At 58.3% G+C, this 14,397-nt stretch carries 8 protein-coding genes; 6 read left to right on the top strand and 2 right to left on the bottom strand.

Translation table 11 applies throughout. From position 1 onward, the window contains the following. Window positions 1-133: 133 nt before the first annotated feature. The 5 genes from rplJ (at window position 134) to GTP69_RS14200 (ending at window position 10,547) form a co-directional block, all read left to right on the top strand. Window positions 134-667, top strand: a complete 534-nt coding sequence (gene rplJ, locus GTP69_RS14220) for a 50S ribosomal protein L10 (protein ID WP_110846680.1) — start codon at window positions 134-136, stop codon at window positions 665-667. A gap of 94 nt (window positions 668-761) precedes the next feature. Beyond that, window positions 762-1,133: a 50S ribosomal protein L7/L12 gene (rplL, locus tag GTP69_RS14215; RefSeq protein WP_161045526.1), complete on the top strand. Its 372-nt coding sequence runs from the start codon at window positions 762-764 to the stop codon at window positions 1,131-1,133. A gap of 255 nt (window positions 1,134-1,388) precedes the next feature. Beyond that, window positions 1,389-5,498, top strand: coding sequence for a DNA-directed RNA polymerase subunit beta (gene rpoB / locus GTP69_RS14210; protein WP_161055488.1), 4,110 nt, complete (start codon window positions 1,389-1,391; stop codon window positions 5,496-5,498). Window positions 5,499-5,585: 87 nt separating this feature from the next. Next, window positions 5,586-9,818 (top strand): DNA-directed RNA polymerase subunit beta', encoded by a 4,233-nt coding sequence (gene rpoC, locus GTP69_RS14205; RefSeq protein WP_161045528.1) that lies wholly within the window; start codon window positions 5,586-5,588, stop codon window positions 9,816-9,818. 114 nt (window positions 9,819-9,932) lie between these two features. Beyond that, a complete protein-coding gene (locus GTP69_RS14200) occupies window positions 9,933-10,547 on the top strand; it encodes a helix-turn-helix domain-containing protein (protein ID WP_161055487.1) in 615 nt (204 codons plus the stop codon). Here the strand turns inward: GTP69_RS14200 and GTP69_RS31725 are convergent. Beyond that, on the bottom strand, window positions 10,532-11,902 hold the full coding sequence (locus tag GTP69_RS31725) for a sensor histidine kinase (RefSeq protein ID WP_161055486.1): 1,371 nt from the start codon (window positions 11,900-11,902) through the stop codon (window positions 10,532-10,534). The two genes, GTP69_RS14200 and GTP69_RS31725, sit on opposite strands and share 16 nt — an antisense overlap. Window positions 11,903-11,915: 13 nt before the next feature. Between GTP69_RS31725 and GTP69_RS14190 the strand changes: the two genes are divergently transcribed. Then, window positions 11,916-12,485, top strand: a complete 570-nt coding sequence (locus tag GTP69_RS14190; RefSeq protein ID WP_308494432.1) for an acyl-CoA thioesterase — start codon at window positions 11,916-11,918, stop codon at window positions 12,483-12,485. Window positions 12,486-12,530: 45 nt separating this feature from the next. On the opposite strand, the gene GTP69_RS14185 is transcribed toward GTP69_RS14190, so the two are convergent. Then, window positions 12,531-14,351, bottom strand: a complete 1,821-nt coding sequence (locus GTP69_RS14185) for a DUF885 domain-containing protein (protein WP_371867933.1) — start codon at window positions 14,349-14,351, stop codon at window positions 12,531-12,533. Window positions 14,352-14,397: the final 46 nt, after the last annotated feature.

Genomic DNA, 14,397 nt, shown 5'->3' with positions numbered 1-14,397 from the left:
TAATTGAATGTTTCACCCAACGCAGATGGTGTTCCCGATCAAGTTTTGCAGTCCATTGGACTCCTAACCTCGGACGCCGTTGTTCGAACCGATGGCCGGCAATTTCGCCGGCGATCATTTAAGGAGATTGACCGTGGGTCTCAATCTGAATGACAAAAAGGCCGTAGTCGCCGAAGTTTCCGCAAAAGTAGCAACTGCGCAAACTATCGTCGTGGCCGAGTATCGTGGCATCCAGGTTGCTCACTTGACGCAACTCCGTGCCAAAGCGCGCGCTCAAGGCGTGTACCTGCGAGTGTTGAAAAACACCCTCGCTCGTCGCGCCGTCGAAGGCACGCAATTTGCCGCCCTGGCAGACAGCATGACCGGTCCGCTGATCTATTCGATCTCGGACGATGCCGTTGCAGCAGCTAAAGTCATCAACGACTTCGCTAAAACCAACGACAAACTGGTCATCACTGCCGGTAACTACGCAGGCAAACAGCTGGACAAGTCCGCTGTTACCGCGTTGGCGAGCATTCCTAGCCGTGAAGTCCTCATCTCGCAGCTGTTGGGCGTTATGCTGGCTCCGGTGTCGGGCTTTGCACGTGGTCTGGCTGCTCTGGCAGCGAAAAAATCCGAAGGCGCTCCTGTTGCAGAAGTTGCAGCAGAAGAAGCCCCAGCAGCCTAATAGGCCGTTGCGTGCCGGCCCTGGCGCCGGCGCGGGTTTTTTATCAAGTAGCATTCTGATGTATTAACGAATCAAAAAATTATTGGAGTTTCAAATGGCAATTAGCAAAGACGACATCCTGAACGCAGTGAGCGAAATGTCCGTAATGGACCTGAACGACCTGGTCAAAGCTTTCGAAGAAAAATTCGGCGTATCGGCTGCTGCAATGGCTGCTCCTGCTGCTGGCGGCGCGGTTGCTGCTGCTGCTGAAGAGCAAACCGAATTCAACGTTGTTCTGACCGAAGTCGGCGCGAACAAAGTTGGCGTGATTAAAGCAGTTCGCGAAATCACCGGTCTGGGCCTGAAAGAAGCCAAAGACGTGGTCGATGGCGCACCAAAAACCGTAAAAGAAGCCCTGTCGAAAGCTGACGCTGAAGCCGCTAAGAAAAAGCTGGAAGAAGCTGGCGCCAAGGCCGAACTGAAGTAATAAGCTGTACCGGTTGCTAACAGTTTGTGTTAGCGCCACGAGCCAAAGCTGCGGACTTCCCTTGTTAAAGAGGGAATATCCGGCTTTGGCTCCTTTGTCGTCTGTGTCGTATTTGTAGCGTTTTCCCGGCGTTGCAGTCCCAATTGAATCAGCTGGAAATGGTAGAAGTTTCAGGTTTCGTCTGTGTGACAGACTGCCTAAGCCACACAGGCTAAACCTGAAATTTTTTCCCTTTCTGTCACTCACGGAGTGTCCATGCACTACTCATTTACTGAGAAGAAACGCATTCGCAAATCATTCGCGAAGCGCGCCAACGTTCACAACGTTCCGTTCCTGCTGGCTACCCAGCTCGAGTCCTACCACAGTTTCTTGCAAGAAGATGTTAGCGCATCGGCCCGCAAGAACGACGGCCTGCAGTCGGCCTTTACCTCGATTTTCCCTATCGTTTCGCACAATGGTTTTGCGCGTCTCGAATTCCTGTCGTACGTGCTGGGCGATCCTGCCTTTGACGTCAAGGAATGCCAACTGCGTGGCCTGACGTTCGCGTCGCCGCTGCGCGCCAAGGTGCGTCTGGTGATCCTGGACAAGGAATCGCCGACCAAGCCGGTCGTCAAAGAGATGAAGGAACAGGAAGTCTACATGGGCGAACTGCCCCTGATGACCTCCACCGGTTCGTTCGTCATCAACGGTACCGAGCGCGTTATCGTTTCGCAGCTGCATCGCTCCCCGGGTGTGTTCTTTGAACACGACCGCGGCAAGACCCACTCGTCCGGCAAACTGCTGTTCTCGGCCCGTATCATTCCTTACCGCGGTTCGTGGCTGGACTTCGAGTTCGATCCGAAAGACATCCTGTACTTCCGCGTCGACCGTCGCCGCAAGATGCCCGTCAGCATACTGCTGAAGGCCATAGGCATGTCGCCGGAACAGATCCTGGCCAACTTCTTCGTGTTCGATAATTTCCACCTGCGCTCCGAAGGCGCCGAGATGGAATTCGTCGCCGAACGCCTGCGCGGCGAAGTCGCGCGCTTCGACATCGTCGATCCGAAGACCGGCAAGACCATCGTCATGAAAGACAAGCGTATCAATGCCAAGCATGTACGCGACATCGACGCTGCCGGCCTGAAACACATTTCGGTTCCAGAAGACTACCTGCTGGGCCGCGTGCTGGCCAAGAACATCGTTGACGGCGACACCGGCGAAGTCATTGCCAACGCCAACGATGAACTGACCGACGAAGTGCTGAACCGCCTGCGCGACAGCAATGTGACCGACATCCAGACCCTGTACACCAACGATCTGGACCAGGGTGGCTATATCTCGCAAACGCTGCGCATCGACGACACCGCCGACCAGACCGCTGCCCGTATCGCCATCTACCGCATGATGCGTCCTGGCGAACCGCCGACCGAAGATTCGGTCGAAGCGCTGTTCAACGGCCTGTTCTACAGCCCGGACCGTTACGACCTGTCGGCGGTGGGCCGCATGAAGTTCAACCGCCGCATCGGCCGTGACGAACTGACCGGCGCCATGACGCTGTCGAACGAAGACGTGCTGGCCGTGATCAAGATCCTGGTGGAACTGCGCAATGGCCGCGGCGAAGTCGACGATATCGATCACCTGGGTAACCGTCGCGTACGTTGCGTCGGCGAACTGGCCGAGAACCAGTTCCGCGCCGGCCTGGTGCGCGTTGAGCGCGCCGTCAAGGAACGCCTCGGCCAGGCCGAAGCGGACAACCTGATGCCGCACGACCTGATCAACAGCAAGCCGATTTCGGCCGCGATCCGTGAATTCTTCGGTTCGTCGCAGCTGTCGCAGTTTATGGACCAGACCAACCCGCTGTCGGAAATCACGCACAAACGCCGCGTTTCCGCCCTGGGCCCTGGCGGTCTGACGCGCGAACGTGCCGGCTTCGAGGTGCGCGACGTGCACCCGACCCACTACGGCCGCGTATGCCCGATTGAAACGCCTGAAGGCCCGAACATCGGTCTGATCAACTCGCTGGCACTGTACGCCCGCCTGAATGAATACGGCTTCCTGGAAACCCCATACCGCAAGGTGGTGGACTCCAAGATTACCGACCAGATCGATTACCTGTCGGCGATCGAAGAAGGCCGTTACATCATTGCTCAGGCGAATGCCAAGATCAATGAAAGCGGTCAGCTGGTCGACGAGCTGGTGTCGTCGCGTGAAGCGGGCGAGACCATTCTGGTGTCGCCAGAGCGCGTCCAGTACATGGACGTGGCGCCAGGCCAGATCGTCTCGGTGGCAGCCTCGCTGATTCCATTCCTGGAACACGATGATGCGAACCGTGCACTGATGGGCGCCAACATGCAGCGTCAGGCTGTGCCTTGCCTGCGTCCTGAGAAGGCGCTGGTCGGTACCGGTATCGAACGTACCGTGGCAGTCGACTCCGGCACCACCGTGCAAGCGGTACGTGGCGGCGTGGTGGACTACATCGATGCAGGCCGTGTGGTGATTCGCGTCAACGACGACGAAGCCACTGCTGGCGAAGTCGGTGTCGACATCTACAACCTGATCAAGTACACCCGTTCCAACCAGAACACCAACATCAACCAGCGTCCAATCGTGCAGGTTGGTGACCGCGTCGCCAAGCACGACGTGATCGCCGACGGTGCATCGACCGACCTGGGCGAGCTGGCGCTGGGCCAGAACATGACCGTGGCCTTCATGCCATGGAATGGTCTGAACTTCGAAGATTCGATCCTGATCTCGGAAAACGTCGTCAAAGACGACCGTTACACCTCGATCCACATCGAAGAGCTGAGCGTGGTGGCGCGCGATACCAAACTGGGCGCGGAAGAAATCACCCGCGACATCTCGAACCTGGCTGAGAACCAGCTGGCTCGTCTGGATGAATCCGGTATCGTGTACATCGGTGCTGAAGTGCAAGCCGGCGACACGCTGGTCGGTAAAGTGACGCCGAAGGGCGAAACCCAGCTGACCCCGGAAGAGAAGCTGCTGCGCGCCATCTTCGGTGAAAAAGCCTCGGACGTGAAAGACACCTCGCTGCGCGTGCCTTCGGGCATGGTCGGCACCGTGATCGACGTCCAGGTGTTCACCCGCGAGGGCATCGTGCGCGACAAACGCGCCCAGCAGATCATCGACGATGAACTGAAACGCTTCCGCCTGGACCTGAACGACCAGATGCGTATTGTGGAAGGCGATGCCTTCCAGCGTCTGGAAAAAATGCTGATTGGCCAAGTGGTCAACGGCGGTCCGAAGAAGCTGGCCAAAGGCGCCAAGATCACCAAGGAATACCTGGACGATCTGGACAAGTACCACTGGTTCGACATCCGCCCAGCGGAAGACGCATCGGCGACCGCGCTGGAAGCAATCAAAGAGTCGATCAATGAGAAGCGCCACCAGTTCGATCTGGCCTTCGAAGAGAAGCGCAAGAAACTGACCCAGGGCGATGAGCTGCAGCCTGGCGTGCAGAAAATGGTCAAGGTCTACCTGGCCGTGAAACGCCGCCTGCAGTCGGGCGACAAGATGGCAGGCCGCCACGGTAACAAGGGTGTGGTCTCGCGTATCGTGCCAGTGGAAGACATGCCATACATGGCGGACGGTACCCCGGCCGACGTGGTGCTGAACCCACTGGGCGTTCCGTCGCGGATGAACGTGGGTCAGATTCTGGAAACCCACTTGGGCTGGGCGGCAAAAGGCCTGGGTATCCGGATCGGCGAAATGCTGGCGCAACAGATCAAGGTCGCCGAGATGCGCAAGTATCTGACCACGGTCTATAACGAAACCGGCCGTCCGGAAGACCTGGACAACTTCAATGATGAAGAGATCATGAAGCTGGCGCACAACCTGAAACGCGGTGTGCCGTTCGCCACCCCGGTGTTCGACGGCGCGCACGAGTCGGAAATCCGCCGCATGCTGGACCTGGCTTACCCAGACGACGTCGCCCGCAACCTGGGCATGACGCCGTCGAAGAATCAGGTCACCATGTATGACGGCCGCACCGGCGAAGCGTTCGAGCGCAAGGTCACCGTCGGCGTGATGCACATGCTGAAACTGCACCACTTGGTCGACGACAAGATGCACGCGCGTTCGACCGGTCCATACTCGCTGGTTACGCAGCAGCCACTTGGCGGTAAAGCCCAGTTCGGTGGTCAGCGTTTCGGTGAGATGGAGGTGTGGGCACTGGAAGCGTACGGCGCATCGTACGTGCTGCAAGAGATGCTGACTGTGAAGTCGGATGACGTGAACGGCCGTACCAAAGTGTACGAAAACCTGGTCAAAGGTGACCACGTGATCGACGCCGGTATGCCTGAATCGTTCAACGTGCTGGTGAAAGAGATCCGTTCCCTGGGTATCGATATCGACCTGGAACGCAACTAAAGCTTCGGCTTTAAATTCACACGCACGGGCCCCGCCGGCCTTCGCCGGCGGGGCAGTTTAAGAATTCATCACTACCTGGAGTGATACATGAAAGCACTGCTCGATCTATTCAAGCAAGTACAGACGAACGAGACTTTTGACGCGATCAAAATCGGTCTCGCTTCGCCTGAAAAAATCCGTTCGTGGTCCTACGGCGAAGTTAAAAAGCCGGAAACCATCAACTACCGTACCTTCAAGCCTGAGCGCGATGGTCTGTTCTGCGCCAAGATCTTTGGCCCGATCAAAGACTACGAATGCCTGTGCGGCAAGTACAAACGCCTGAAACACCGTGGCGTGATCTGCGAAAAATGCGGCGTCGAAGTGACGCTGGCCAAAGTGCGTCGCGAGCGCATGGGCCACATCGAACTGGCGTCGCCAACCGCGCACATCTGGTTCCTGAAATCGCTGCCGTCGCGTCTGGGTATGGTCCTGGACATGACCCTGCGCGATATCGAACGCGTGCTGTACTTCGAAGCATATGTCGTGACCGATCCAGGCATGACCCCGCTGAAGAAGTGCCAGATCATGTCGGAAGACGACTACGCCGCCAAGTACGAAGAGTACGGCGACGACTTCACCGCCTTCATGGGCGCCGAAGGTATCCGTGAACTGCTGCGCTCGATCGACATCCACCGCGATGCCGAGACCCTGCGCGTGGAACTGAAGGAATCGAAGTCCGAAGCGAAGATCAAGAAATACGCCAAGCGTCTGAAAGTGCTGGAAGCGTTCCAGCGTTCGGGCATCAAGCCTGAGTGGATGATCATGGAAGTGCTGCCGGTGCTGCCACCGGAACTGCGTCCACTGGTGCCACTGGACGGCGGCCGTTTCGCGACCTCGGATCTGAACGATCTGTATCGCCGCGTGATCAACCGTAACAACCGTCTGAAACGCCTGATGGAGCTGCGCGCTCCAGAGATCATCACGCGCAACGAAAAGCGCATGCTGCAAGAAGCAGTCGACTCGCTGCTGGACAACGGCCGTCGCGGCAAAGCGATGACCGGCGCCAACAAGCGTCCGCTGAAATCGCTGGCTGAGATGATCAAAGGTAAGGGCGGCCGTTTCCGTCAGAACTTGCTGGGTAAACGCGTCGACTACTCGGGCCGTTCGGTCATCGTGGTGGGTCCACAGCTGAAACTGCACCAGTGCGGTCTGCCGAAACTGATGGCGCTGGAACTGTTCAAGCCATTCATCTTCAACAAGCTGGAACTGATGGGTCTGGCTACGACCATCAAGGCAGCGAAGAAACTGGTTGAAATCCAAGAGCCTGTGGTTTGGGACATCCTGGAAGACGTGATCCGCGAACACCCGATCATGCTGAACCGTGCACCAACCCTGCACCGTCTGGGCATCCAGGCTTTCGAGCCGGTCCTGATCGAAGGTAAAGCGATCCAGCTGCACCCACTCGTCTGCGCGGCATTCAACGCCGACTTCGACGGTGACCAGATGGCAGTTCACGTGCCGCTGTCGATCGAAGCACAGATGGAAGCCCGTACGCTGATGCTGGCGTCGAACAACATTCTGTTCCCATCGAACGGCGAACCGTCGATCGTTCCTTCGCAGGATATCGTGCTGGGTCTGTACTACGCGACCCGCGAAGCGATCAATGCGAAAAACGAAGGCATGCTGTTCCCGGACGTGTCGGAAGTTATCCGTGCCTACGACAACAAGGAAGTGGAACTGACCACCCGTATCACGGTGCGTATCGTCGAGAATCCAAAAGATCTCGAAACGGGCGAGTTCGTCCGTACCGTTACCCGCTACGAGACCACGGTTGGCCGCGCCATCCTGTCGGAAATCCTGCCGAAAGGTCTGCCTTTCTCGGTGCTGAATCGCGCGCTGAAAAAGAAAGAAATTTCCAAGCTGATCAACACCTCGTTCCGTAAGTGCGGTCTGCGCGCGACGGTCGTGTTTGCTGACCAACTGATGCAGTCGGGCTTCCGCCTGGCAACCCGCGCCGGTATTTCGATCTGCGTGGACGACATGCTGGTACCGCCACAAAAAGTCACCCTGATTTCGGCTGCAGAGTCCGAAGTCAAACAGATCGAGCAGCAGTACGCTTCGGGTCTGGTGACCGCCGGCGAGCGTTACAACAAGGTGGTCGATATCTGGGGCAAAACCTCGGATGAAGTCGGCAAGGCCATGATGGACCAGCTGAAAGTGGAAGACGTCATCAAGCGTGACGGCACCAAGTCGACCCAGGAATCGTTCAACGCGATTTACATGATGGCCGACTCGGGCGCGCGCGGTTCGGCAGCCCAGATTCGCCAGCTGGCGGGTATGCGCGGTCTGATGGCGAAACCGGATGGTTCGATTATCGAAACGCCGATTACCGCGAACTTCCGCGAAGGTCTGAACGTGTTGCAGTACTTCATTTCGACCCACGGCGCTCGTAAAGGTCTGGCCGATACGGCACTGAAAACGGCAAACTCGGGTTACCTGACCCGTCGTCTGGTCGACGTGACCCAGGATCTGGTCGTCATCGAAGATGATTGCGGCACCAGCAACGGTACCGTGATGAAGGCGATGGTTGAGGGCGGTGAAGTCATCGAAGCCCTGCGCGATCGTATTCTGGGCCGCGTGGCCGGCACCGACATCGTCAATCCTGAAACCCAGGCGACGCTGTACCCAGCCAACACGCTGCTGGACGAAGACATGGTCGAAGAGATCGAGCGTCTGGGCATCGACGAAGTCAAAGTCCGCACCCCGCTGACCTGCGACACCCGTTTCGGCCTGTGCGCCATGTGCTACGGTCGCGACCTGGGCCGCGGCATGCTGGTCAACTCCGGCGAAGCAGTCGGTGTGGTGGCAGCGCAGTCGATTGGTGAGCCGGGTACCCAGCTGACCATGCGTACTTTCCACATTGGTGGTGCGGCATCGCGTGCGGCAGTGGCCTCGTCGGTTGAAGCCAAGTCGAACGGTGTGATTCGTTTCACCTCGACCATGCGTTACGTCACCAACGGCAAGGGCGCGCAAATCGTCATTTCCCGTTCGGGCGAAGTGCTGATCACCGACGACCACGGTCGTGAGCGTGAGCGTCACAAAGTGCCGTACGGCGCCACCCTGATCGTCAAGGATGGCATGGTCATCAAGGCCGGTACCGCACTGGCAACTTGGGACCCGCTGACCCGTCCGATCATTACCGAGTACGCCGGTACGGTGCGTTTCGAGAACGTCGAAGAAGGCGTGACCGTGGCCCGTCAGGTGGACGAAGTGACCGGTCTGGCAACGCTGGTGGTGATCGATGCGAAACGTCGCGGTTCGTTGACCAAAACGCTGCGTCCACAGGTCAAACTGTTGAACGAAGATGGCAACGAAGTGAAGATCGCCGGCACCGAACACGCTGTGGCGATTGGCTTCCAGGTCGGCGCGCTGATCATGGTGAAAGACGGCCAGGCAGTATCGGTGGGTGAAGTGCTGGCACGTATCCCGACCGAATCGCAGAAAACCCGTGACATTACCGGTGGTCTGCCGCGCGTTGCCGAGCTGTTCGAAGCACGCTCGCCAAAAGACGCCGGCATGCTGGCGGAAGTCACCGGTACTGTGGCCTTCGGTAAAGAAACCAAAGGTAAGCAGCGTCTGGAAATTACCGACATGGACGGTAACAAGCACGAGTTCCTGATTACCAAGGATAAACAAGTGCTGGTCCACGACGGCCAGGTGGTGAATAAAGGCGAGATGATTGTCGACGGCCCGGCCGATCCACAAGACATTCTGCGTCTGTTGGGTATTGAAGCGCTGGCACGTTATATCGTTGACGAAGTGCAGGACGTTTATCGTCTGCAAGGCGTGAAGATTAATGACAAGCACATCGAAGTCATTGTGCGTCAGATGCTGCGTCGTGTTCAGATCGTGAATGCTGGCGACACCAACTACATCGTTGGCGAGCAAGTTGAGCGTTCGGAATTGCTGGACGAAAACGATCGCGTGAATGCAGAGAATAAGATCCCTGCCACTTACGAGAACGTTCTGCTGGGTATTACCAAGGCATCGCTGTCGACCGATTCGTTTATCTCGGCCGCATCGTTCCAGGAAACCACCCGCGTGCTGACCGAAGCAGCGATCATGGGCAAACGCGACGGTCTGCGTGGCCTCAAAGAAAACGTGATCGTGGGTCGTCTGATTCCAGGCGGTACCGGTCTGGCCTTCCACCGCGCTCGCAAGGAAAAAGAAGCGTGGGAAGTCGAAGAGCGCCAAGCGCTGCTGGCTTCCGAGAAGGCAGCCATGTCCGGTGGCGATGTGGAAGCAATCGAAGCGGTTACTCCACACAGCGACGAAGCGTAATCTTCTAAGCACCAACAAAAACGGCACCTTCGGGTGCCGTTTTTTTTCGTCCATGCTTGTGACGCTCCTCTATATGCATGCCAGACTGTAGTGCGTTCATGCTAAGATTTGGCTATGATTGCTCAAGCCCTCTTCACTCCCGCCCAGCAAAAACTGCTGGGCTTGCTGTTTGTACGTGTCAATCAAGGATTCCACTTGAATGAGATCATGCGCTTGACCGGCTTGGGCAGCGCGTCGGCGCAGCGCGAGTTGAAGCGGCTGCATGAGTCGGGCGTGATCGTGTCGGAGCGGATCGGCAATGTGCGCCGCTTCAAGCCGAACAAGGACTGCATCGTGTTCGGCGAACTCAGCGGCTTGGTGAAGAAAACCTTCGGCCTGGTCAGCGTGCTGAACTCGGCGCTGGCGCCGCTGCAGCATGTGCTGAACGTGGCGTTTGTGTATGGCGCCACCGCCAAGGAACAGGAGAATATGGATACGCCGGTGGAGTTATTGCTGATCGGCGATAACACCAGTTACGGTGAATTATTATCCCGCCTGCCGGTGGCCGAACGTTTATTACGCCGCAAGATTAATCCCAACCTGTATTCCATTCCCGATTTTAAACGCCGCCTGCGCGAACAACAGCCATTTATTCTGGATGTTTTAAGCGGCCAAAAGATTTATGTTTTAGGCGATGAAACGGATCTGGATAAAGTCAGCGGTGAAGACGTTGCTCAATTAACCGGGTAATTAATACGCTGCGGAAACCATAATGAGAAGCGGGTATATCTTCCTGCCTGCGATTCACATTGAATACTGCCGCCAAACGCGGTAATCACTTTCTGGCAAAACGCCAATCCTATTCCCGTACCGCCGGTGCTGTAAAACGGCTCGAACACATGCGGCAATACGTCGTCCGGGATACCCGAGCCGGTATCGGTGACCAGTAACTGCCGGTCCGCCAGCGTTATCTCCACCTCGCCCCGTCCAGCCACCTTGATGGCGTGCAGCGCATTCTTGAACAGGTTATACAGCACGTAGACCAGCAGCACGTCCGAGCCGAAAAAGGTGAAGTCGTTGCTGCCGCGCACGCTGACTTTCTCCCGCATCGAGCTTTCAAACGGATAACTGGCCAGCGCCTCGTCCACGCATTTCTTCACCGAGTGGTCGGCGAAGTCGGTGGGATTCAGCGTGCCGGCGCGCGCCGAGGCCAGCATCATGTCGACGATGAAATTGGAGCGTCGGATTTCCGCCTCGATGTGCTGGTTCAGTTGATGCAAATATTGCAACTGCGCCGCCGGCAGCGTCGGCCGGATGTGCCCGTGCTCGACCGCCATCTGGTAGCCGGCCAGCAGGTCCGGCAGGCACTTGGCCAAAATGCGCGACTGGTTGCGGATGGTCGCCAGCGGCGTGCGCATTTCGTGGGCAATGGTGGCCGCCACTTCCAGCGGATCGGCCAGCAGGTTGTGGCGCACCATGGCCTGGGCGATCAGGCCGAGACTGGTAGCGACAAACAGCACGCCGGGTGGATAGAAGGCCACGCCGTAGTTGCACAGATAGTCGACCGCGGCGAAGAAGTAGATTAGCAGGCTGACCAGGCAGTAGCGCAGCCGGGTCTTCTCGGTGGACACCGCCAGCCGCTGGCGCCGGTACAGCAGCCATAGCCCGCGGCCGACCACCAACACGGTCTGGAGCAGGTGCAGCGGATGCAGCGGGCCGGCCTTCGGATAGAAGCCGAAGAAATACGGATACAGCCCGGAAATCATCCAGTCGCTGGCCAGCAGCAGCACGCCCAGCAGGCCCGCCACGCCGTACGACAGCGCCACCCAGCGCCGTTCGCCGCGCTGGTTGGTCAGTTCCGCGATGAAGTGGTACAGCGTGGTCGGCAGGAACAGGATCAGCAGATAGCCCAGCTTGGCCAGGGAGAATGCTTCGTGCTCGTCGTGCAACTGGAACAGGATGGCCCAGGTCGACTGCCAGCAAAAGGTGGTGACGCACAACAGGAAGAAAGTCAGGCTGATGCGGCTCACGCCGCGCGAGTGCAGTACGTAGGCGCCGTAGCACAGGAACAGGATGGAAACCACGGCAGGCAGAACGGAATGCATAGCGCTGTCCAGGATGAGTGAACCGAACGCCAAGTATTGCGCGGACCGCAGCGCCTCGCTTGATTATCGCGACAGCCTTTGCGGCAGATCAAACTTCCGCCACGCCAACTCCCGCCTAGTGGGATTGCCCGGTTGCCGGGTAACCAACTATTCATTAAGGAGTGACATCATGTTGATGCAAGTTTCCGCCGAGACCTTTACCCACTCGCTGACGATTTATCTGAAAGACTCCAACGCCTATGGCAACACCTACTTTGCGCGCTATTTTGAGTGGCAGGGCATTTGCCGCGAAAAGTGGTTCTTCGAGTGCATAGCGCGCGATATGCTGCAAAAAGAGGGCGTGTTCATCACCAAGCACGCGGAACAGGACTATCTGCAGGAGACTTTCCCCTTCCAGGAGATTTCTTGCGAGTTGAACGCGTATGACGTCAAGAAGTGCTCATTTTGGCTGGAGTTTCGCTTTTATGCCGAGGGCAAGCCGATCTCCGTCGGACGCCAGCAGATCGTATTTGCCAACCACGCCAAGCAGATTACGGCGTTGCCTGAGCCGATTATCGCCAGCATCAAGCGTTATGTGAAATAAGAAAGGGAAGGGCGGGCCAAGCGGCCCGCCTGTGCGTGACCAGTGTTACTGTTGTTGCGTAGCAATCCAGTGGTTCACTTTGTCTTCCAGCAAGGCCAGCGGCAGCGTACCGTCGCCCAGCACCACGGCGTGGAATGCCGGCAGGCTGAACTTGCTACCCAATGCTTTCTCGGCGCGCTGGCGCAGTTCCTGGATCTTCAGCGAGCCGACCTTGTAGCCCAGCGCCTGGCCCGGCCATGCCATGTAGCGTTCGGTCTCGGTCTTGGCGACCACGTCATAGCCCAGCGTGTCTTTCATGTACTGGATGCTTTGCTCGCGGGTCCAGCCTTGCGCGTGCATGCCGGTATCCACCACCAGCCGCACGGCGCGCAGCATCTCGTCGTTCAGGTGGCCGAAGTATTGGGCCGGATCGTCGTACAGGCCCATCTCCTTGCCCAGCGTTTCCGCATACAGCGCCCAGCCTTCGGTAAAGGCGTTGTTGCCGCCGTATTTGCGGAAGTTCGGCAGGTTCAGTTCCTGCATCAGGGCGATGTGGAAGTGATGGCCAGGCTTGCCTTCGTGCAGGAACAGCGTGGTCATGCCGGTGCTGCCGTACTTGGTCGGATCGTTGACCACCGACCAGAACACGCCCGGACGCGAACCGTCGCCGGCCGGCGCGGTGTAGTGGTCGGAGGCGGTGGCGCGGCTCAGTTCAGGCTCCAGGCGCAGGTCCAGCTTGGCTTTTGGCTGGAGGGTGAACATCAGCGGCAGCTTGGTGTCCAGCACGTCGTTCAGCTTGTGATAGACGGCTTGCACTTCCTGCTCGGTCTTGAACGGGAAGAACTTCGGCTGCGCCGCCACCCACACCGGCAGGCCGGCGGCCGGACCGTCGTAGCCCAGCTTCGGACCCAGCACGGCAAACTGCGCCTGGATGCGCGCGACTTCTTTCAGGCCGATAGCGTGGATTTCGTCCGGTTTGAGCGTGGTTGTCGTCGCGTTGGCGACACGTGCCTGGTACCAGGCGGCGCCATCCGGCAGCGCGCCGAGGCCGGTCGACGTGCGGCAGGCCGGCACATACTCTTTTTCCAGGAAGGTGGACAGGCGCACCAGCGCCGGCATCACCTTGTCGTTGATGGTCTTGCGGTAGGCGGCGGTCAGGCGCTGCTTGTCGGCGTCGGAGAAGCCGGCCGGCAGCTTGGTGATCGGCGTGTAATAGATGCTGGCTTCCGGCGTGGCGCTCACCAGTTGCTGGAACTGCGGCAGCGCCGAGATCATGATGGCCTTCGGCTGCGTCACGCCTTTCTTGATGCCTTCACGCATGTTGGCGATGGCCTGGTCGATCCACGCCGGCATTTGCGACACGCGGCTCAGATAGGCATCGTATTCCTTGACGGTGCCGATCGGCTGCGACGCTTCGCCGCCCGCGTAATTGGCCAGTGTCACCGGCACGCTGTCCATCTGGTTCAGCGGCAGCAATTGCTCGGGGAAGCGCTCCATGGCGATCAGGCCGGTTAGCTCGTATTGCAGGATGTCGTAGTTGATGCGGGCTTTCACATCCAGCTGGTAAGGCTTGATGGCTTGCAGGCGTTGCAGGAATTTGCGGTACAGCTTGAATTGCGCGGCGCGCTTGGCCGGCGCAATGCTCATGCCCAGCTGGTTGTCGAAACGGTTATCGCCGTTCTCGGTGGCGCCGATCGGCTCGAAGCGGGCGACCGCATCATAGTATTCGTCGGCAATCGCCAGCACCGCCTTGTTGGCCGAGGCGGCCACTTCGGCGCTGACTTTGCCGGCCGGGGCGGCAGCATACACAGGACTCATCGGCGTGAAGGCAAGCGCGACGGCGGCGGCGAAAGGGGCGAGGGCGAACAGGGTACGGCGAGACATCATGATCGGAATCCTTGGGATGGACAAAGTTGGCCGATAGCATAAGCCA

The organism is Duganella levis, from assembly GCF_009857605.1.
Classification (GTDB): domain Bacteria; phylum Pseudomonadota; class Gammaproteobacteria; order Burkholderiales; family Burkholderiaceae_D; genus Rugamonas; species Rugamonas levis.
The sequence above is the reverse complement of the archived record's forward strand: the minus strand, read 5'-3'. Positions and strand labels throughout refer to the sequence as shown.

Excerpts from the sequence above, each read along its gene's own strand:
- GTP69_RS14190 (WP_308494432.1), top strand. The coding sequence starts at position 11,916 with ATGAGTGAACCGAACGCCAAGTATTGCGCGGACCGCAGCGCCTCGCTT.
- GTP69_RS31725 (WP_161055486.1), bottom strand. The coding sequence starts at position 11,902 with ATGCATTCCGTTCTGCCTGCCGTGGTTTCCATCCTGTTCCTGTGCTAC.
- GTP69_RS14185 (WP_371867933.1), bottom strand. The coding sequence starts at position 14,351 with ATGATGTCTCGCCGTACCCTGTTCGCCCTCGCCCCTTTCGCCGCCGCC.
- GTP69_RS14200 (WP_161055487.1), top strand. The coding sequence starts at position 9,933 with ATGATTGCTCAAGCCCTCTTCACTCCCGCCCAGCAAAAACTGCTGGGC.
- rplL (WP_161045526.1), top strand. The coding sequence starts at position 762 with ATGGCAATTAGCAAAGACGACATCCTGAACGCAGTGAGCGAAATGTCC.
- rpoC (WP_161045528.1), top strand. The coding sequence starts at position 5,586 with ATGAAAGCACTGCTCGATCTATTCAAGCAAGTACAGACGAACGAGACT.
- rpoB (WP_161055488.1), top strand. The coding sequence starts at position 1,389 with ATGCACTACTCATTTACTGAGAAGAAACGCATTCGCAAATCATTCGCG.